General features: G+C 38.9%; 15 protein-coding genes, 1 pseudogene, 1 riboswitch and 1 other annotated feature. Of the genes and pseudogenes, 1 reads left to right on the plus strand and 15 read right to left on the minus strand.

Annotation, left to right across the window (positions count from 1 at the left end):
- Positions 1-6: 6 nt before the first annotated feature.
- Positions 7-1,926: pseudogene (ileS, locus tag MKY78_RS08575) on the minus strand (isoleucine--tRNA ligase); the annotation flags it as partial.
- 595 nt (positions 1,927-2,521) lie between these two features.
- On the opposite strand from ileS, the gene MKY78_RS08580 reads away from it, so the two are divergent.
- Positions 2,522-3,019 (plus strand): small multi-drug export protein, encoded by a 498-nt coding sequence (locus MKY78_RS08580; protein ID WP_339217399.1) that lies wholly within the window; start codon positions 2,522-2,524, stop codon positions 3,017-3,019.
- A 74-nt stretch (positions 3,020-3,093) separates the two neighbouring features.
- Here MKY78_RS08580 and MKY78_RS08585 read toward each other — a convergent pair whose 3' ends face one another.
- From MKY78_RS08585 to MKY78_RS08650, 14 genes are all read right to left on the minus strand, one after another.
- Positions 3,094-4,299 (minus strand): M20 family metallopeptidase, encoded by a 1,206-nt coding sequence (locus MKY78_RS08585; protein ID WP_339217400.1) that lies wholly within the window; start codon positions 4,297-4,299, stop codon positions 3,094-3,096.
- Between the two features lie 422 nt (positions 4,300-4,721).
- Positions 4,722-5,579, minus strand: a complete 858-nt coding sequence (locus MKY78_RS08590) for a MetQ/NlpA family ABC transporter substrate-binding protein (RefSeq protein WP_339217401.1) — start codon at positions 5,577-5,579, stop codon at positions 4,722-4,724.
- 37 nt (positions 5,580-5,616) lie between these two features.
- A complete protein-coding gene (locus MKY78_RS08595; RefSeq protein ID WP_339217402.1) occupies positions 5,617-6,279 on the minus strand; it encodes a methionine ABC transporter permease in 663 nt (220 codons plus the stop codon).
- Complete coding sequence (locus MKY78_RS08600; RefSeq protein ID WP_339217404.1) at positions 6,269-7,294, minus strand: methionine ABC transporter ATP-binding protein; 1,026 nt, start codon at positions 7,292-7,294, stop codon at positions 6,269-6,271. Before MKY78_RS08600 ends, MKY78_RS08595 begins: the two co-directional genes overlap by 11 nt.
- A 103-nt stretch (positions 7,295-7,397) precedes the next feature.
- Positions 7,398-7,509, minus strand: a riboswitch (SAM riboswitch).
- A 109-nt stretch (positions 7,510-7,618) separates the two neighbouring features.
- Positions 7,619-7,894, minus strand: coding sequence for a glycoside hydrolase family 30 beta sandwich domain-containing protein (locus MKY78_RS08605; protein WP_339217406.1), 276 nt, complete (start codon positions 7,892-7,894; stop codon positions 7,619-7,621).
- Positions 7,891-9,069 (minus strand): beta-1,6-glucanase, encoded by a 1,179-nt coding sequence (locus MKY78_RS08610; protein ID WP_339217408.1) that lies wholly within the window; start codon positions 9,067-9,069, stop codon positions 7,891-7,893. Before MKY78_RS08610 ends, MKY78_RS08605 begins: the two co-directional genes overlap by 4 nt.
- A gap of 139 nt (positions 9,070-9,208) precedes the next feature.
- Positions 9,209-11,854 carry a glycoside hydrolase family 3 C-terminal domain-containing protein gene (locus MKY78_RS08615; protein WP_339217410.1) on the minus strand — a complete coding sequence of 882 codons (2,646 nt, stop codon included), beginning with the start codon at positions 11,852-11,854 and terminating at the stop codon, positions 9,209-9,211.
- Between the two features lie 596 nt (positions 11,855-12,450).
- Positions 12,451-13,026: a DUF4256 domain-containing protein gene (locus MKY78_RS08620; protein WP_339217412.1), complete on the minus strand. Its 576-nt coding sequence runs from the start codon at positions 13,024-13,026 to the stop codon at positions 12,451-12,453.
- Between the two features lie 107 nt (positions 13,027-13,133).
- Positions 13,134-14,372 (minus strand): MFS transporter, encoded by a 1,239-nt coding sequence (locus MKY78_RS08625; RefSeq protein WP_339217414.1) that lies wholly within the window; start codon positions 14,370-14,372, stop codon positions 13,134-13,136.
- 63 nt (positions 14,373-14,435) lie between these two features.
- Positions 14,436-14,702 (minus strand) — a binding site (T-box leader).
- 224 nt (positions 14,703-14,926) lie between these two features.
- Positions 14,927-15,985 (minus strand): hypothetical protein, encoded by a 1,059-nt coding sequence (locus MKY78_RS08630; protein WP_339217416.1) that lies wholly within the window; start codon positions 15,983-15,985, stop codon positions 14,927-14,929.
- A gap of 259 nt (positions 15,986-16,244) precedes the next feature.
- Complete coding sequence (locus tag MKY78_RS08635; protein WP_339217418.1) at positions 16,245-17,282, minus strand: sensor histidine kinase; 1,038 nt, start codon at positions 17,280-17,282, stop codon at positions 16,245-16,247.
- A 5-nt stretch (positions 17,283-17,287) separates the two neighbouring features.
- Positions 17,288-17,953, minus strand: coding sequence for a response regulator transcription factor (locus MKY78_RS08640; protein ID WP_339217419.1), 666 nt, complete (start codon positions 17,951-17,953; stop codon positions 17,288-17,290).
- Between the two features lie 25 nt (positions 17,954-17,978).
- Positions 17,979-20,144: an ABC transporter permease gene (locus tag MKY78_RS08645; protein WP_339217420.1), complete on the minus strand. Its 2,166-nt coding sequence runs from the start codon at positions 20,142-20,144 to the stop codon at positions 17,979-17,981.
- The gene (locus MKY78_RS08650) at positions 20,134-20,913 is read right to left on the minus strand and encodes an ABC transporter ATP-binding protein (protein WP_339217421.1); all 780 of its coding nucleotides are present in this window, start codon (positions 20,911-20,913) and stop codon (positions 20,134-20,136) included. Before MKY78_RS08650 ends, MKY78_RS08645 begins: the two co-directional genes overlap by 11 nt.
- Between the last annotated feature and the right edge of the window lie 240 nt (positions 20,914-21,153).

Consider the following 21,153-nt stretch of genomic DNA (forward strand, 5'->3'; position numbering starts at 1 on the left):
TAACAATGTATCGATCACTTTTGATTTCGCTTGGCTTACCGTTTTTTTGGAAAATCGCTTATTATTCCAAGGAGAACTATCTGCAAGCAGGGCCCACCGTAATGCATCCGCTCCAAATTCCTGTATTAATTCTGTTGGGTTCAATGCATTTCCTTTACTCTTAGACATCTTCTGTCCGTTTTCATCTAAAATATGCCCTAAGGAAAGAACACGTTTATAAGGGGACTGTCCTGTATACAATGTAGAAACTGCTAATAAGCTATAAAACCAGCCTCTCGTTTGATCCACACCCTCTATTACAACATCAGCAGGAAATTGCTTATTAAACATATCTTTGTTCTCAAAGGGATAATGATACTGGGCAAATGGCATGGAACCACTATCAAACCATACATCAATGACTTCGCTTGTTCGTTCCATCCTTCCGCCGCAGGAGCAGACTAATTGTACTTTATCAACATAGGGCTTATGCAATTCGATGTCAGCAGGCACTTCTTCTGCTGAAAGCTTTCTTAATTCCTTAATAGAGCTTGGCGCCTTCTCTTTCCCACAAGCCTTACAGATCCATACATTTAACGGTGTTCCCCAATACCTGTTTCTTCCTATATTCCAATCCACCATATTGTCTAAGAAGTTTCCGAACCTTCCATCCTTCATATGAGAGGGAAATCACTCTACTTCTTGATTATTGGCTTGCATTGCTTCCTTTACCGCTGTTGTCTTGATAAACCAGCTTTCCATTGCGTAGTAAAGCAGTGGACTGTCACATCGCCAGCAGTGGGGATAGCTATGTTCATATTTCTGCTTAGCAAATAATCGGTTTTTCTGGGAAAGCATCTTGATAATATCGACATCACAATCTTTGACAAATTTCCCAGCAAGCGAGGAAACCATTTCCTTATAGCGTCCTTTTGAATCTACTACATTCACATAATCAAAACCATGATCATGAATTACCTTGTAATCATCTTCTCCATGGGCAGGATTTAGATGGACAATGCCCGTTCCACTTGAATCTGTAACAAAATCAGCACCAAGGACTTTATGTCCTTTTTTTACGGTGACATAATCAAATGGAGGCTCATAGGAAAGGCCAATTAAGTCTTTACCAGCAACTACTTCTAGAATCTCATAATCCTCCTGAAGCACAGTAGTTACCAAGCTTTCTGCCAGAATATATATTTCCGTCCCCTTTTTTACTCTTACATAATTCATTTTCGGATTAACCGCCAGTGCAACATTACCCGGCAATGTCCACGGAGTCGTTGTCCATCCTAGAAAATATTCATTTGTTTTACCCATTAAGCGAAATTTTGCTGTAACGGATAAATCCGAGACATCCTTATATCCTTGGGCAACTTCATGGGAGCTAAGAGAAGTCTCACAATGGGGGCAATACGGAACAACCCGATGCCCTTTATATAAGTATCCTTTTTCATGGATGGTGGACAAAATATTCCAAACGGATTCGATATAGTCATTCGTTAACGTGACATACGGATCATCCATATCCACCCAATAACCTAGTGCTTTTGTGAATTGTTTCCACTCGTTTTCATAGGTAAAGACACTTTCTTTACACTTCTGAATGAAGTTTTCGACACCGTATTCCTCAATTTGATCCTTTCCGCGAATGTGTAACTGCTTTTCTACCTCTAATTCCACTGGTAAACCATGGGTATCCCACCCTGCTTTTCTCAAGACCTGATACCCAGACATTGTCTTATACCTTGCTACAAAGTCTTTGATCGTTCTTCCAAGCGCATGCCCTGCATGTGGCAAGCCATTCGCAGTCGGCGGCCCTTCATAAAAAACGTAGGTTTCTCTTCCCTCTCGGTTAGCTATGGACCGCTGAAACGTACCATCCTCCTCCCATTTTTGCCGAACCCTTCCTTCTCTTTCCACACTGGTTTCCTTCAACACCATCACCCCTTTTATATAAAAAAACTCGCCCCATCTAGTACATAGGGGCGAGTTTATATCTACATTATCTAATTTTTAACCAAATAAAAAAAACCATAGTAGTGGTTTTTATTAGATTCTGACACTACGTACTATCATACGCGTCCTGGATATCGGTAGAATGCCGTCAAAGTTTAAGATTGCTTTCAACTTTGCTTCTCGGAGAGGATTTTCATTATGGTCTTAACGTTGACTTTCAGCACATGGTCAACTCTCTGTAGATAAGATTTACATAACTACTCTTTCTCGTCATCGAATTTACTATTAAATTATGTTTAATAATAACGAACCTTACTATGAAAGTCAATTTGATTCTTCTCGAAAAAACTAGCACATTTACAACAAACAAGTGAGTGTGAGTTTTTAGAAAATATTGTATACTAATTGTATTCTGTACCTTATGTGAATGATAATTTGTATTTTTCACATCACGTATCATAACTCCCTCCATTCCCGGGCTACCTGTACTGCTTCTCCTAGTCTTCGGGCTGTTTCAATATGGAATCTTTTGGTGGGAAGAAAGAAAATATTATAAACGGGAGACAGAGGAGGTACTATCTTGAGTGTTTATGTTGCTTATATCATTCTTTTTTTACTTGGAGCTACACCGTTTTTTGAAGTAGTTGGTGTCATACCAATTGGTGTTGCAGCAGGACTTCCAGCACTTCCAGTTACCATCGTAGCATTTGCTGGGAATATTCTTACCATCTGGCTTTTAATCATTATGATGGACCGTGTAAAAGTATGGCTACAAAAGCGTAGAGAAAAAAAGGGGAAAAACATACCAGAAAAGAGACAGAAACGAGCAGCAAACGTTTGGAAGAAATACGGTCTTCCTGGTCTTGCATTACTATCCCCATTCTTAATTGGTAGCCATCTTGGCGCAATTTTAGCGATGAGCTTTGGTGGAACACGTAGGAAAATTACGGTTTGGATGACCTTTAGTATAGTTGGTTGGACCATTGTGATGGGAATTGCCTCCCACTATGGCATTGATTATTTTTTTCAGCGGACAGGACGAGAAGGCTTCCTAACGGATATAATTCATTTAGATTAAAAACATCCACTTAATAAAACGACATAAGCGATAGCTAATCACTAGCCCTCGCTTATGTCGTTTTCATGATTCTACTATTCTTTCTTTGCTTTCGCTTGTTCAAATGCTTCTTTTACTTCCTGTAATAAGTCTTTATCTGTTAACAACCGATATCCTGTATTCGCAAGGGCCTTTGCACCTTTAATAAGTGCTGCATCACCCTCTGGAGACTTCGCAGCTTCCCTAAACTCATTCGTATGCGCAATGAGGTCGTCTGGGCCAATTTTTATATAAGGGTGAGCAGTTGGCACTTCATAACTGATATTCCCAGCATCTGTTGAACCTTTCCCTTTTCCTCTTACTGTCCAAACCTTCTCTCCTACCGCTTCAAGCTCTTCTTTTAAGACACTATCTAGCAAGGGATTGGACACGAAGTCTTTCACTTCATTTTGGAAACGTTCAATTTTCACCGTTGCACCAGTAGCAAGTGCTGCACCTTCTGCAATTGCCCGTACCTTAGTCGATACCTCTTCTGTTTTCTTCCACGATTCCGCACGGATGAAGAATCTCGCTGATGCATAATCAGGGATTATATTAGGCGCATCTCCACCATGGGTTATGATTCCGTGAATTCGCACATCTGAAGGAAGCTGCTGACGTAATGCATTAATACCAACAAACAGCTGGATAACAGAATCTAATGCATTAATTCCTTTTTCAGGAGACCCTGATGCATGGGCAGCTTTTCCATAAAAGTGAAAATCTAATGGATCAACAGCGAGTGATTCTCCTGTTAAGGATGTTTTTCCTGCTGGATGGATCATTAGTGCAGCATCGATTCCGTTTAAATAACCATGCTTAACAAAGCTACCTTTCGCACTACCGTTAGGTCCGCCTTCTTCAGCAGGGGTTCCGAGCACAACGACACGGCCGCCTGTTTCATCTAACGTTTTCGAAAGTGCGATTGCTGCCGCTACACTAGTTGTTCCAATAATATTATGACCACAAGCATGCCCTAAGCCCGGAAGCGCATCATACTCAGCAAGAAAGGCAATAGCTGGACCAGGGATTCCACTATCCTTCACAGCGTAAAAAGAAGTTTCATGCCCCGCAACTGCCGTTTCCACGGTAAATCCCGCATTGGTCAAAATATCTACATGTTTTTCACTTGCAAAAAACTCCTGATTTCCTATTTCTGGGTTTGCATGTATAGCCTGACTAGTTTCAATATATAGCTCCTCGTTTGATTCAATGGATGCTTGGATTAATTCAACTCCAGTTAACGTTTTACTCAATATCATCTACTCCCTCTGTTTGTCTTTTCCCGCTTTCTTCCTCTTTTAGGTCACTGAGGAGATCCCTCTGTTACCTTTTTTCGCTTTTCTTCCTCTTTTAGGTCACAGAGAGGCTCCCTCTGTTACCTTTTCTCGCTTTTCTTCCTCTTTTAGGTCACTGAGAGGCTCCCTCTGTTACCTTTTTACGCTTTCCTTCTCCATTTAGGTCACTGAGAGGCTCCCTCTGTTACCTTTTCTCGCTTTTCTTCCTCATTAAGGTCACTGAGGGCCCCCTCTGTTACCTTTTTACACTTTCCTTCTCCATTTAGGTCACTGAGATACTCCCTCTGTTACCTTTTCCCACTTCCCTTCCTCATTTAGGTCACTGAGACATTCCCTCTATTACCTTCTCCCACTTTCCTTCTTCATCTAGCTCATGGAGATGCTCTTTATAGTCCTTCAAATTGCTCTAACAACTCAGCTTTTTCTATATCAACTACAATGGAACCACCGTTTGTATCCGCTTCGACCGCCTTCACTACATCCTCTTCGTGATATAGCTCCACTATCTTCTGATAAGTTTCATTATCCTGTTCAGCTGAACGTGCGGCGAAAATGTTTACGTATGGTAATGCATTGGGATCATTTGCGTCCTCTAAGTAAATTGGATCTTCCACTGGGTCAAATCCTGCTTGCCCTGCAACCCCATTATTGATAACAGATGCTGCTACATCCGGTAATACGCGTGGGGTTTGTTGCGCGACGATTGGTAGAATTTCTAAGTTTTTTGGATTATCGACAATCTTACTTGGGTCACCAAATAGGCCAAAGTCATCTGCTAACGTAATTAATCCTGCTGAATCTAATAATTTCAGTGCACGCGCCTGGTTGGAAGGATCATCTGGTATAGCGATCTTATCGCCTTCTTTAATTTCACTTACATCTTCCAGCTTTTCGGAATATAATCCCATCGGGGCAATCACTGTAGCCCCAATTGGTACTAAATCAAGGTCATTCTCTTCATTAAATTGAGATAAAAATGCAATATGCTGGAATGAATTAAGATCAATGTCACCATTTGCTAACGCCTGATTCGGCAATGTGTAATCAGAGAACTCCACTAATTCAATTTCAATACCTTCTGCTTTCGCCTTCTCTTTTAGAATTGGCCATACTTCACCATCTGTTCCTGTTACACCAATTTTAACTACTACTTCATCTCCATTACCTGAAGTAGTATCACTTCCACAAGCTACTAATGTACTTACTGCAATTAATACGATTAACATACTAAACCATTTTTTCATCATTCCATCTCCTTTTATATTTTTACTTTGAAGTAGTCTATCGTCTCATAATCTTTCTTGATACTGTATTGCCAATCCACTGTGCGATCTGTACTAGAATAATCAGTATAATGACGGTCACTAGCATGACACTGCCATCAAATCGTTGGTATCCATAGGTCATTGCCACATGACCTAAACCGCCTCCACCAACAGTTCCTGCCATTGCTGAGAAGTCGATCAAACTTACGGTTACAAAGGTTAATCCTAAAATTAGTGGTCCTAACGCCTCTGGAATTAGTACGGTGAAAATAATTCGTAAAGGACTTGCTCCCATTGCCTTAGCCGCTTCAATTACCCCGGAATCAATACTCACTAAGTTGTTCTCTACTACCCTTGCAATTCCAAATGCTGAAGCAATCGTCATTGGGAAAATTGCTGCCCACGTCCCAATTGTTGTCCCAACTACCGCTCTAGTTAATGGACTAATTGCCACTAAGAAGATGATGAACGGAATAGGGCGAATAATATTAATCAAGACATTCAGTAAATTAAACACAATCTTATTTTCCAAAATATTACCTGTTCTTGTTACAAATAAAAGTAAACCTATCGTTATACCCAGGATGGAACCTAGAACAAGTGTCATAATAACCATTAAAACTGTTTCCCCAGTAGCTTCCATTATTCGCGGCCAAAATGTACTCCAATCAACCTTCATTTACATTCAACTCCTCTACTGTTACATCTTGCTGTAGTGCTGAAAGAACAGAAGATATATTTTCCTCCTGTCCCTCAAACGAGACAAGCAAGTTTCCGTATAATTTCTCCTGAAGTTCTCGGACAGATCCGTATACAATATTGACATCCACATCAAATTTTCTAGTTACTCGAGATAAGACTGGATCACTGGCAACTTCGCCTTTAAAGATAACGCGATATAAATGTTTTCCACCTTTTCTTCTCCATTCCCTTAATAATGAAGCCGATGGTCTGTCTTGCTGTACGGATTGGATGAAGCGCTGTGTCGTAAGATGCTGTGGATTGGTAAATACATTAAAGACTGAATCCGTTTCAATCACTTCACCATTCTCCATCACCGCAACTTTGTCACAAATCTCCTGTATAACATGCATTTCATGGGTGATCAGCAAAATCGTAATCCCCAATTCTTTATTTACTTTTTTGAGAAGACGAAGAATCTCACTTGTTGTATCAGGATCTAGGGCAGATGTTGCCTCGTCACAAATTAATATATCTGGAGAGGTAGCTAGTGCTCTCGCAATCCCAACTCGTTGCTTCTGCCCACCAGATAACTGCTCTGGGTAATCTTTCGCCTTATCGGTAAGGCCAACAAAGCTAAGTAGCTCGCTTACTCTTTTATCGATTTCTTTTTTAGACCAACCAGCAAGCTTCAATGGATATGCCACATTTCCTGCGACTGTTCTAGAAGCGAATAGGTTAAAGTTTTGAAAAATCATGCCAATTCTACTTCGAAGCTTTCTGACATCCTTTTGGGAGAGTGATCCGATATTGATGCCTTGCACTTCAATTACACCATTTGTCGGCGTCTCCAATAAATTCACTAGTCGTAACAAGGTACTCTTCCCCGCACCACTAAAGCCTATAATTCCGAATATCTCTCCCTGTTGAATGGAAAGAGATACATTTTTAACGGCATTTACTTCACGATTGCCAATTTTAAAGGTTTTTGATATATTCCGAAATTCAATCATATACTCACGCCACTCCTTTATTCATTCACAACGAAAAAGACCTTCCTTTTTTCTTATCCATAGAAAAAAGGAAGGTCTCAAAATATAAACTGAAACGACTTCCTTCTCATCTTTCAAATGTACGTACATTTGCAGGAATTGGCACAGTGTTAATTTACATTAACCCGCTGCCGAGACTTCATAGGGCCTGATCCCTCGGTCTCTCTGGATAAGAAGAAAATTCAATATTTATGTAGTTGTAAGTTATGATAAATACTATAGTACCTAATGAATTAGATGTCAATCTTTTTTTTAAAATAATTCAAAAAATCTCTCGTCCCTGTCCTACCATGTAAACGTGGCAGCACTATTCGGTTCCATTGTGTAAGTGAAGGATTCGGTTTGGTAATTGACTTGAAACGTTTCAGAATGATCACTTGTATTGGATACGATTAGAACCATTGAATCATCAGGATTTCGAAACCCAACTGTTTCTAGTTTCCCTTGATAATGTGTAGTACTTATTCGGACTGCACCGGGGTTTACAAATTTACTAGCATGACCAAGCGCATAATATTCGACGTTTTTTGACACCTCATTTGCTTCTTTATTTACTGTCACAACACCGCGACAATCACTACACATCCCCCATTCGTTGGTCCGCCATTAGGATCAAGTGCCATATTCCATAGTAGCACTGCTTCCGCCCAATTCCGAGGTCCACCAATAATAAGATTCGACATATACCAATTTAGGTTATCGCCAAAATCTGCGCTCCAATCACCACCACTACACTCTGTCAAATAGATATGCTTGTCCGGATATGCATCATGCACCCTCGACATACTTTCAGGGTCTCCCTCATAGCAATGAAACGCGATACCACTCGTATACGCATTAGCCTCTTCATCACGAAGAACCTTGTTTGAATAATCAAAGGCGTTCTCCCAGTTATGGTCGTACGCTAAAATTTTGGTGTGAATATCGTGTTGTGAAAATGCCGGGTGTAAATATTGTTTAATAAACATCGCTTGCTCCTCGGCATTCATACTCATAGTAGGGTAGGATTCCGAGGTATGCTCTGGTTCATTTTGAATCGTAATAGCATCAATTGGAATTTGGTTGTCTCTATAGGCTTGAATGTATTTTACAAAATAGTTCGCGTATGCTTCATAAACACGCTCATCTTCATAATTCAAATAGGAACCGTTTAACTGATTACTATATTTCATCCAAGCTGGTGCAGTCCAAGGCGTACCCATTATTTTAACCTGATTATCAATCGTACGAATATCTTGTATCAGACTGATAACATCCGCATCGTTGTCTATAGAAAAATGCTCTAATTCATAATCCGTTCCTGACTCCATATCATTATAGGTGTAGCTTAGCGGGTTACCGTCCCTATCAACTGAAAAATCAGAAGCTCCTATGGCATGACGAATAAAGCTTAAGCGAATACCCTCACTAGAAAATAAGTCATACAGGAGTGCTTCTCTTTGCTCTGAGCTTATTTCATGATTGATCAAGTAAGCAGAAGACCCAGTAACCGCCGCCCCAAAACCTTCCATTGTCTGAAACGAAACATTGGGATCAACTTGAATAATAGGTACATCTGTTTCCTTGATGTCCTCTAACACTAATGGTTCTTGTTGAGTGAGTAAGTTCCTTTGATCTGATGTGGTTAACCATATATCAACACTATTTGCCGAAGGAGCATTTAGCATAACGATTAAAATGATCACTACTAAGATACCGGTTAATAGCATTAGTATCTCTATCTTTTTATTACGCATTATAACCCCTCCTATCTTAAAGAATGATAGCTATAAGAAAAGATTCCCTTTTAAAAGCTGATTGTCTCCCTTGTTTTCCTTATTCTCCCTAGCATATAAAGAAAAGCTGGGGTATGAGATACCCCAACTTCAGATTATATTACTTAATCGTAATCGTTGTTTTTAGTTGTATATCCTCTGAAGAGCTACCTACATAAATTGGGACTTCTCCTTTAGGTGTTACCCATTCACCCTTGTCTTCATCCCAATAAGAGAAGGCTTTCGGATCAAGCTCTATTTTCACTCGTTCTTGTTTACCAGGTTTTAACGCTACCTTTTTAAAACCTGCTAACTGTTTAGTTGGAGTTTCCACATTCGTTGGTAATGCTCCAGCGTATACTTGAACAACTTCTGCTCCAGCTACATCACCAGTATTGCGTAAATTAAGGTCAACGGATAATGTTAAGTCTTTATCCTTTCCTTTTCTTTTCGCCTTCGCTTTTACATTACGATAATCAAATGTCGTATAGGATAACCCATGGCCAAACGCATATGCTGGTTTAATACCTTCTTTTTCATAACCTTTGTATCCAACAAATATGCCCTCGGAGTAATCCGATTCCCCATTCACCCCTGGGAATTGGTTTTCATTTGATACAGGGGTACGATCTTCATTAACAGGGAAGGTGATTGGTAGTTTACCAGATGGGTTCACCTCACCAAATAATACATTTGCAATAGCATTCCCTTGCTCTTGACCTGGGAACCATGCTTGAACAATAGCAGGTACTTCGTCATCCCACGTATCCATTTGTACGGCTCTACCACTCATTTGTACAACAACAGTATTTGGATTTGCTTTCGCAACTTCCTTAATTAATTGTGCTTGGTTATTAGGTAAGTCCAGACTAGAATTATCCACGTAACCTTCACTATCATACGTACGAGTTACCACTACAGCAACATCGGATTTTTTCGCTAATTCTACTGCTTCTTGTATCTTCTCATCTACTACATTAGTTGGTGCTTCCCAACCAAAGCGAATCATGCCACCAAAGTCTTGCTGTCCACCAGAATCACCCGTGCTATATTCAATTCGGACATCAAGCTTTTCCCCTTTAACAAAGGAAAGTGTCTTCTTAGATGTTGTTAATTTCTTGCTTTCATTATCAATGACTAACGTATCATCGATATATAATTTACCTGTACCTAAGCTTGAAAGAGAAAGTGTATAGTCTCCTGTTTCAGGTACGATGAACTGACCTGTCCAGCGTGCAGACATTTCACTGTTAAAATCACCTGGAGTAGTTTCTAGTTTCGGTGATTGTGCATTAAATCCTTCATAATTATAGAATCCAAGATTTAAGTTTACTTGATTATCTGTACGAACTAATGAAGGCTCCCCTTCAAAGTTAATATTGTTCCAGTATTCTGCAGTCAACCCATTTTGATCGCTATCAAACGGGCTTAATAAAGAAGATGGTACTGCGGAAGGTCCTGGTAATATATCACCAGCACTGATAGGATCACTACCTGGTGCATACGATACTTCCACATCTTCTCCTACTTTATTTTTGATTCCTTCTAATGGACTCACTGTATAAGTAGGGTTTACCATAGAGCTTCCTCCACCAGCTGCTGAAGCATTATCAGCGTCTGGTCCGATTACTGCAATGGAATCTAAAGCATCCTCGTCTAATGGTAAAGCATTATCTTCATTTTTCATTAGTACCATGCTTTGTTCTGCTAACTCTCGAGCGATTTGTCCATGCTCTTCAACCGGAAGTGGATTATTTCCAGCAGGCTGATCAAATAACCCTTTACTAAACATTTCAGTTAGAATACGGGTAGCCATATCATCAATTCTTGCTTCACTAACTTTTCCTTCTTCAACAGCTGTAATTAGCTGACTTCCCCAGTATCCATTTGGTTCACCAGGTGTCTCTAGGTCTAATCCAGCATTAGCAGATTCAACTGTTGTGTGGTTGGCACCATAATCACTCATCACAAAGCCGTTAAAGTTTAATTGATCCTTCAACAGCGTTGTCAGTACTGCTTCACTTTCACAAGCATTGACCCCATTGACCTGATTAAATGAACACATGACAGAACTTAAATCAGCATGTTCAATAACTTCTGCAAATGGACGAGCATACACCTCATGAAGTGTTCGTTCACTTGCAATGGAATTAATCGTAAAACGCTCTGTCTCTTGGTTATTCAATAACCAATGTTTCGCTGTTGCCATAACAGGGTAGCTTTGAACGCCATTCACATATGGAATGGCTAATTTAGATTGTAATAACGGATCCTCACCTAACGATTCAAAATTACGTTCTCCCCATGGGAAACGGGCAATATCAAGGCCTGGTCCTAATAAAATATTATGTGTCGTGTTAAATGCTTCATTTCCTAAAAGCTCTCCATACTCTTTTGCAGCATTGATATCCCAAGTCGCTGCTAAAGCAATTGGCGCTGGTAAGGCAGTTGATTTTTTATCTTGAATATCCGGATTCGCAATACGAACGCCTGCAGGGCCATCTGCCATTTTTAGAGCCGGAATACCTAATTCCTGCATTTCTTCATTGTAAAAACCATAGTAATTATTGAGATTTCCTGTAATAAATTGAACCTTTTGTTCTAACGTCATATGCTCGAGCAACAATGCTGTACGTTCATTTGCAGTAAGCGACTTATTCATCCAAGGCTGAGATGTTTCAGCCATAGCCGTACCAAAAGGTGTTATGAAAAGCCCAACTAGTAATAGCGTAATCATCAAATGGATTTTTATAGATTTTGTTGACATCCTGTTCGCTCCTTTTCTAAGCTGTATTTCTTACGTTGCCTAACCTTAATCCACCTTCCATGTAGTTTTTTGCCTCTTTCACTCTAACCGCATGCGAAACTTGCCGTCAATGCGCGATTATTGGCGAATAAAACAGGGGCATATGACTCACTACCCCGCTACGACACACGTAAAGAAAACGCTAACCAAAAAGGCGAAAGCGTTTGTAATTATTTTCTAAAATCCTACAAAACTATCATGTATTTCTTTATTATTACAGGATTGCAATCCATTTGGACTATCTATTGTAATCTACTATTCATTCGTAACCGTCCCGTTACAAAACTGCCATTTAGGGTGGTCCATTTCTCCTAATTATTTATATAGATGTAATATAAATGTTTAAAAATTGAGTTGTATTTAGTCTTTTTCCTATTATTACCTTTATTTTTCCCTTCCTCCGCAATCTAATGGGAGGAACATTCCCTCTCAGGAACTGGTATAAAAAAGGAGCGAAATCCCATTCGATTCCGCTCCAAATATAAGCTAGCCGTTTCCTCTAGAAAAGCCCTTATTTAAGCACATACAGTAATCCGATTATACCATTACACTAAACCTTACACCCTCAACGAACCCCGAAATCCCCTTGATCCATAGTAAGAGTCCGCCCCGTTGTGATACACAAAGACATGGCCAAAACGAAAATCACAAAATAGTGCACCACCAAGTTTTCTAATATCAGCAGGAGTTTGCACCCAGCTCGATGTTTTCTGATCAAAACGTTCCAGCTTCTGCAATTCTCGGTATTGATCTTCTGTTAAAATCTCAATCCCCATAGCAGCCGCTACATCTACAGCACTATTTACTGGCTTATGTTTTTTCCTAGCCTCTAGTGCCTCCCGGTCGTAACAGAGACTCCTCCGACCTTTAGGACTTTCTGCTGAACAATCATAGAAAATATATTGATCCTTTTCGACATCATACCCTACAACATCTGGCTCACCACCTGTTCTTTCCATTTCATGAAGTGACCATAGTTTTTCTGGATTTCCCTCTAGCTTTGCTCGAACATTATCCCACTCCAAACCTTCGTGGCGGTTCATATATTTGATAAATCTACCTTCTAGTACTCTAAGCAAGCCTTCCTGCTGTTCGGGTGTTAACTCCATCTTACCGCTAACTACATCTGCCATATTGCTTTCCTCCTTATCCTAGACTATATTGAACGTTAATTAAGTCCTTATTTTAATTTATTATACCCACTGGAAGCATCTTGGTACAATGCGTATTATGAAACCGTTCATGGTGCCACGTCATAATGCTTACGTTTACTAGGGGCTAAACAAATTATGAATAATACAATCGTTAAAATAAACATAGAACTAGCACCCGAAATAACGACTAACTTTATCGATAAGACTTGAGCTCCTACCGCAAATATCGCAGTAAGTACAATGACCAACAAAGCTTCTAAAAACCCATATATACTACTGATTCTGCCGATAATCTCTACTGGAATATTATTTTGGTAGAAAGTATGAAAACCTGTGTTAGCAAAGGCAAGGGAAAATGCTAATACAAAGAAACCAACCGATGCCATTGTGAAGTTACTAGAGAAAGCAAAGATAAGATAACCCACTGACACCATGACAGAACCAAGACCGATAATGAAGCGAATAGATAATTTCTTTGCGAATACCGCATTACACAATGCACCGATCAAAATCCCCGCCCCTGCCGTACTGACAAGAAAGCCATACGCTCCCTCCGATAGTGAAATCACTTCCCTTGCGAATGCTACTTCTAGTGAATCAACTGCCGTCTGCAGGACTACGAATGCAGTAAAAAGAAAATATACGATCATTACATACAGGTATCGCCTACTAAACCGGATGACTACCATGAAATCCTTCTTTATGACATGTAATGATAATTTTTGATTAGATACATGGTCCAATGGCTTGTTCTTCTCCACATTAGGCATCCACAACGTAACGAGAGCAGAGAAGAAAAACGATAATCCATTAATGAAAATGGCATATAGTGGTGTTCCCAGTATAAACAACATCCCCGTAATAGCTGGTCCAAGGATAAAGGCCCCAGAGTCTAACAAACTTCTTAACGAATTAAACCGTTGTCTTTGTTCTCTAGGAATTAATCTTGTTATATAACCGATAGAGGTCGGGTCATATAAAGAACTAACCATATTGATTAGAAACACAAACAAATAGATTGCCCATAATGTATTCGTTGAAAATGCTAAACAAGTAATAAGCACCCCTTGAATTAAATCCAACACAATCATAAAGTGCTTTTTATTTACCCGGTCCACTACACTCCCACCCCAAAGGTTCGTAAACAACGTCGCTAATGGGTTAATGATATAAAGTGCTGCTACAGCAAGAGGGGAACCTGTCATATTAAATACGATGACATTTAGGGCAATAAAATATATCCATGATCCAATACTAGAAATTCCAATGCCAAATAAAAGAATAGCAGGATACTTCCAATAATCTACTATTTTTCTACGCTCCATACCGAAACCTCCCCTAATCATTACTTAAACAAATAAAAAAATCTCGTCCCCAAGACTTTTAGCCTTGGGGACGAGATTTTGAATCATTTCCTGTTCGCGGTGCCACCCCAGTTTGTTAATATGTCGCCATATTAACCTCTTTAAGTACGGCAATTTACTAATTGCTTATACTCTAGCTCTATAACAGGAGCTCCTGTCACGCCATCATCTTATGATTCCAACGTGCTGCTCAGAGTCTTGCTTCAATGAAATAAATCATACTCCTTTTCAGCATCCGGAGCTCTCTGTTATGAATTACATTTCATTTACTCTTCTCTTCATCGCATTTGTTATTTAATTTTTACTATTCTATCACTTCAGAAATCCGAATGCAATATCGTTTTCGGTTAAATAATTGACTGGAGAAGATTTTAGTCTAGAAGGCAACATGAAAAGACCTCTGGTAACACCATAGAGGTCTTTTGTTATAGAATTTATAACCGTTTGGATATGTTAAATTTAAGTTAAAGACACCAAGGTCATTCCCCTAATTACTACATTCTGCCCTTTCACTATTACTCGACTACTTGATAGCCATATCCTTCTAAAAGTTTTTCAACTGATTCAAGGGAATATGTGCTATCATAGGTATCCGAATACTTATTCATTTCTGCAACATTTGCCATATTATCCTCGTCTAAGATAATATCGGTAAACCCATAAATTGCAGTAAACGTATCTTCCACTTTCCCGTCTGAATCATATTTTTTAATGGTATATACATTAACTAATGTTCCATTACTAGGAGAACTTCCCCAAGAACTTGCTTCGTCATCTCTCTGAAACTGTCTATAATATGTATTTCCTTTTATAATTTCATATTTGTAAAAGCCCCATGAGGAATCTTGATATTCCCTATTTATTCCTTCACTAATAAATCGTTCAATATCTTCCATATTTGCAATTTCTGAAGGGTTCTCTGCTACCACATCTAGACCAGATGCTTCGAATTGTGCCTCTCCTTTTCCTGTTAGGACATAACCAAGCGATGCTAAAGACTCTCTAGAACCTTCTGTCAGACTAACAACTACTGTATCGCCATTTTTAATTTCTCCATCTTGAGATGATTCAAAGGTTAATCCCCTTAAGTCATCACTAAATGTGGTATCGATCATGAGTGTTCCTTTTCCACTAACACCGTTGAAGTTGACAACAACATTCTTTTCAATTTCTTCATCACTTAATTCTTTCGGTTCTTCAAGACCTGATACAGTTACCTTAACTTCATCTTTAGTCTTTAGTTTTTTCGTTTTCGAATCATCTACCGTTAGTTTAACAACAACTTGCTCCCCGTTAGATAAATCATTCTCCTTATCTAGCTCAACACTGTACGCAGATAACATAGCATCTATCTCATTTAATGTCTCAAGATCAAGGTCAAAAATATTATCTGATACTTCAAATGTATCCATGATTAATTGATCCTGATCTATCTCGTAAGTAGCGGTTCCCATTGTATCATACCCACTAAAATTAACCTCTAGATAATCTGATAATTCCGCTTTAGAACCGCAGGCTGCTAGTAGCATAATGACCCCAAAACCGAGGACCATTTTCATAAAGTTGTTCTTCACTTTTCTTCCTCCTAAATAATAATAGTTATAAAGACCTAAATTCACGGAATATTATACCATAAAAATGCGACATTTTTCTCACTTTTGTAGTTAATTAATCTGCTTGGTCTTATCTACATATATCTAGAACCCTAGTGCTGTGATGGTATACGCTTATCAAAATTAAAAATCCCTACTCTAGTATTTTTCTACTAGACTAGGGATTACTATTGAATATCCGATCAAGGTTACGCTTCTTTATAGCTATCTTATCGGTTAATTAATGTTGAACACGCGGAAAGAATAACGAGATAGTCAATCCTGAATCAGGCTCTGAATTAGCATCTAGCTGAATAGCTAAATCATTAGCCATCTTATGCACTAAATAAAGTCCCATACCTGTCGATTCTCTTGTATACGTGCCTTTCCTTCCAGTAAAGCCTTTATCAAAAATAAATGGCAAATCCTCTTGAAACACACCAGGTCCATTATCCGTAATATGTAAAATAGTTTGATCGCGTACCTTATCATAAACCGTTTCGAATTTTAACATGGGACTTTCTTGATCTGGTAACATATATTTCGTACTATTAGCAATTACCTGTTCAAGTATAAATGCTAAACCCTTTCTGTCCGATAAGACTTTCATCTCTTCCCCTATGAACTGTATGTGAAAACCAGCTTCATCTAATAACGATTGCTGATCTTCCATAGTCCGTTTACAAAATGCGATTATGTTTATAGGCTCAAACATATAATCTTTATGAGCTGACCTCAGTCTTGCAAAGTACAAGATTCGTTCTACATCCCCTTGCATTTGATCTCGAATATGAACCATACGCTGCCTGACTAGTGGAGACATTTCATCTCGGCGGTTATCTAACACCAACGTCATTAATGAAAGAGGTTTTTTAATTTCGTGCACCCAGCCTTCTATATAGCTTTCATAATCAGCTAACTTGGTCACTTGCTCATCTAATTTCATCCGATTTGCTCTCAGAACGCTTCCCATTCTACGAATAAACGACCTATGGGTCTTAGGAGAAACTCGACATAGTATTTCTTCATTCGTTTCATTTGCCTCTACTAAAAAATTCTCAAATGCCACTTCCATTTCCCGTTGCTTTTTTACTATAAAAAATAACGATATGACGACCATTGCTAATGTAAACATAATCATGAGTCCTACTAATACCATAAAAGTTTCTGGGTAAGCTAACCAGGCCAAAAAGATAAAGAATACATCTGTAACTAGTAAAATGAGAAACCAAAGCTTATAAGCTTGAAAACAATCATAGATTTGTTTTAGCCATTTCATGCTCCTTACCCCCTAAGTCGATACCCTTGACCTCTTATGGTTTCGATTTGATCATCCAGATGTAACTTTCGCAATGTTTTCCGCAATCGAGTGATATTGACTTGAAGTGCATTTTCGTCTATATATTGGTTTGTTCCCCATAGATATTCACTCAATGTTGACTTAGATACCATCTCAGATTTATGTTGCACTAGCGCTTTTAATATCTTCCCCTCATTAGCTGATAATAACAGCGATTGATCTCCCTTATACAAGGTAAACGTATTAGGGTCTAGAGTAAAATTACCGCCCTCTAGTAAATCTGGTTGTCCCTCAAACCTTCTTAATAGATTTTGAATGCGTGCTAACAATCTATCTCGATTACATGGTTTGGTCAGATAATCATCTGCTCCTAATTGCAGGCCATGTAATTCATCTTGCAGCTTATCTCTAGATGTCAAAATTAATATGGGTCTAATACCTTTTGATTTCAGACTTCTACATATATCAAACCCAGACTGGCCCGGTAAATTGATATCTAATAAAACTAAGTCTGGGGGATTGGCTACTATAGGGGTAACAACATCATGGAAGTCTGAAATAGCGATTACGTTAAACCCCGCTTTTAGCAAAATATCCGTTAGCTCTTCTCTCATAAAAGAATCATCTTCTACAATTGTAATGGTCGCCATTTCAGCACCCCCTATTGTGAAATTACTAATCCATATTCGGCTTCCATCGTAATTTATCGATCTCATGACCCGCTGACCGAGCAACTGCTGCTCCATATATAATAACAATCACGATTACTACACTTGCAAAGAGAAGGAGCATCGGATATAGCATGGCACTTTCTTCGATATACAGATAATGGAAGGACAACATTCCCTTGATACCAACCGCTGCACTGATACATGCAAGAGACATAGGCAATAAAAAGGTGTACAGTACTTGCCTATACATCGCTTCTTTCATTTGCCCCCGCTTCGCACCTAGCATGGAAAGTGTAATGTAACGTTGAGCAGTCTGTCTTATTTGTGTTAAGAATTGTAAAGCTAATACGGTACAAGCAATAATCAGAAATAAGAAACCCAAATATAATTCGGTGTAGCTTCCTGAAACAACATAAAAGAGTTGTCGTCCATAATTTTCCAAAAAACTTTCAAATTCAAAGCCTGATGTTTTTAATATATCCCTAGCTTCCATCATTGGTTTCATTAAACCTTGTTCTTCTTGCAACTTCTGTGGGATAAGAAAGTTCCAATAGGACCTGTAAGTTTCTGTATTCACTAGTTGCTCAAACATTTGATTCGGGACAATAAACGCTGAACGAATTTCTACCGAACGATCTGCTACTAATCCTCTCATAGGGACAGAAGTTCGAATGGATATTGGTTGGTCACCAATGCTTACTAAAGTCTGCCCTTCTATGGAAGCTTTTTCTAAAATAGTGTCCAATACAGGCATATTTCCCCAATCATCCGTATACAAAAGCTCAGGATTGAAGTATAGAGCCATTTCATCTGCATGAAGGTTCAGTGACTCTTCTCCTATAGCTTGTAACAGCCCATTATAAGATGATTCTGGAATTAGATAAGGTGTTGTTGCATCCATTTCTAAGGCACCTAGCAGATTAAGTGCTTCCGGGTATTCTCGACTAATCGAATACCCTTGCATTTCCCACGATAAATATTCCTCCTTTTCCTCGCTTGACAGAAACATAATAAGTTGCTCTTTTAATTTAGACCAATCCACCAATGTCTTCTGCTGACCATCCTCCGTGTGCACATCTTGATTATCAAGCTGAGCAATTTCTAGCAAATTTAAGTGCTCTACATAAGGCGCCATGGCATCAGAATGAAGGAATTCCTCTACCTTATGATGATCCCCATTAACAGTAAAATCATATAACGAGGAGCTTTTAACAGAAGTACTATCAAACCCTATAATAGTGGAAGCACCATTTGCTAATAAAATGATAGACAGTGTGATGAGGATTGACGTTACCGCAACAGAATCCGATCGATTAGCCACATTTTCTTGAAACTGCCTTAATGTAAATGTGCGCAACCCTTTCGTAGACTTTCGTTCAGATAAGCTTGCCATTAACCCTAAGAGCCTGCCAAATCCCCTCATAAAAAATACCGTTCCTACACATCCGAGAATCAGTGCCACAAGCAACAGTAGACCCCCGAGCTCCTCAAAACGATAGAGTACAATCCAATACGCAATTCCTAAGCATACAGACCCTACCAATATATGAAGAATATTACCTTTAACACGCCCCATATCTTGTTTCTTTTCCATTTGTCCCTTAAGCAATTGTTGAACCTCTTGATTAAATAACCTTCCACCAAGAATGAACAATGCTATGAACTGGATGAATAGAAAACCTATAATGGTAAAGAACACTGCACTTAAGGAAAAGCTCATTTGATGGCCAATAATGCCCTGACCAACTAATTTAGAAACCGTCAAGCTAATTATTTCGGCCAAAAATCCGCCTACTAATATCCCCCCAATAAGTGCTAATACAGAAGTAATAAATCCTTCTGCTAAAAGCTGAAGGACAAGGCGCTCCTTCCTCATTCCCAATAAGAGGTAAACGCCAAATTCTTTACTTCTTCGATTTAATTGATAGCGATTAGCAAATAAAATTAAGAAGAATAATAAAAACAAAGCAAAGCCATAGACAATCGGCATTAACTGTAACAGTTTATCAATTGCCTCACTTTCAAATTCCCTTAAAAATATAATAACATCTTGTCTACCAAGGGAAAGAATAATATAAAACGAAGCTATTGCGGTTACGAGTGTGGCAAAGTAAATTAAATTCTCCTTACGACTTCGTTTTGCATTACGAAAAATCAACCTAGAGAACATTTGCACTTCCCCCTCCAAGCTGAGCCATTACCTTTAGTATCCTATCATAAAATTCTTCTCGAGATTCATCTTGTTTACGACGCAGTTCATGAAAGAGCACACCATCTTGAATGAACAGAATTCTGGAGCAAAAGCTCGCTGCATTTGGATCGTGACTAACCATTAAAATCGTTCTTTCCTTGTTTTTATTTATCCCTTCTAACTTATTCATTAATGTTCTCGCAGAGCGTGTGTCTAAAGCCCCTGTTGGTTCATCCGCCAGAACGATATCCGGATCAGCTATCAAGCACCGAGCTGCAGCTACCCGTTGCTTCTGTCCCCCGGACATTTGGGATGGGAATTTATCCAGTATATCTATAATTTCTAAAAAGCCCGCTAGCTCATTTAACTTTGCACGTGCTTTTCCAAAGTCCACCCCATGTATAGATAGTGGTAAGAGGATATTTTCTTTTCCAGTTAGATTATCTAGCAACTCGAAGTCTTGAAATAGATATCCAATCCGACTACCACGATACTCGGCTAAATCCTTACTATCAAAAGCACTAATATTTTCCCCATTTAAAAGGACACGTCCTGAGGTTGGTTTTATAATCGTTGCAATACAGTTTAACAATGTAGTTTTCCCAGAGCCGCTTGGACCCATGATTCCTAAAAATTCTCCTGGAAGAATATCAAAGCTGACACCATTCAAAGCTTTAGTTATATTGTTGTTCTTCCCGTAGCGCTTTTGTAAGTCTTGAACCTCTAATAATTTCCCCTGTTTAACCATATATAACTCTCCCTTTTCATTATCTTTTTCTGAAATATAATAGACTGAATCGAGTTATACACATTATACCCAGTACAAAAGCTCAAAAACACTTACAAATGGTGTAAGGAAATTAAAAACTAGTAACAATATACCACTTTCTGCATGACTATATTTCTATTATAGTTCCTTCGTTTCTCTCCTACCTTTTCTACCATACGAAAGTCCTTACATATATTTAGAACATTTGACGAATATCTT

This window comes from Ornithinibacillus sp. FSL M8-0202, assembly GCF_037975285.1.
GTDB lineage: Bacteria > Bacillota > Bacilli > Bacillales > Amphibacillaceae > Ornithinibacillus > Ornithinibacillus massiliensis.

Coding starts and splice junctions, on each gene's coding strand:
- MKY78_RS08645 (WP_339217420.1), bottom strand. CDS start 20,144: ATGTTCTCTAGGTTGATTTTTCGTAATGCAAAACGAAGTCGTAAGGAG.
- MKY78_RS08635 (WP_339217418.1), bottom strand. CDS start 17,282: ATGAAATGGCTAAAACAAATCTATGATTGTTTTCAAGCTTATAAGCTT.
- MKY78_RS08590 (WP_339217401.1), bottom strand. CDS start 5,579: ATGAAAAAATGGTTTAGTATGTTAATCGTATTAATTGCAGTAAGTACA.
- MKY78_RS08600 (WP_339217404.1), bottom strand. CDS start 7,294: ATGATTGAATTTCGGAATATATCAAAAACCTTTAAAATTGGCAATCGT.
- MKY78_RS08650 (WP_339217421.1), bottom strand. CDS start 20,913: ATGGTTAAACAGGGGAAATTATTAGAGGTTCAAGACTTACAAAAGCGC.
- MKY78_RS08620 (WP_339217412.1), bottom strand. CDS start 13,026: ATGGCAGATGTAGTTAGCGGTAAGATGGAGTTAACACCCGAACAGCAG.
- MKY78_RS08625 (WP_339217414.1), bottom strand. CDS start 14,372: ATGGAGCGTAGAAAAATAGTAGATTATTGGAAGTATCCTGCTATTCTT.
- MKY78_RS08585 (WP_339217400.1), bottom strand. CDS start 4,299: ATGATATTGAGTAAAACGTTAACTGGAGTTGAATTAATCCAAGCATCC.
- MKY78_RS08610 (WP_339217408.1), bottom strand. CDS start 9,069: ATGCGTAATAAAAAGATAGAGATACTAATGCTATTAACCGGTATCTTA.
- MKY78_RS08640 (WP_339217419.1), bottom strand. CDS start 17,953: ATGGCGACCATTACAATTGTAGAAGATGATTCTTTTATGAGAGAAGAG.
- MKY78_RS08615 (WP_339217410.1), bottom strand. CDS start 11,854: ATGTCAACAAAATCTATAAAAATCCATTTGATGATTACGCTATTACTA.
- MKY78_RS08595 (WP_339217402.1), bottom strand. CDS start 6,279: ATGAAGGTTGATTGGAGTACATTTTGGCCGCGAATAATGGAAGCTACT.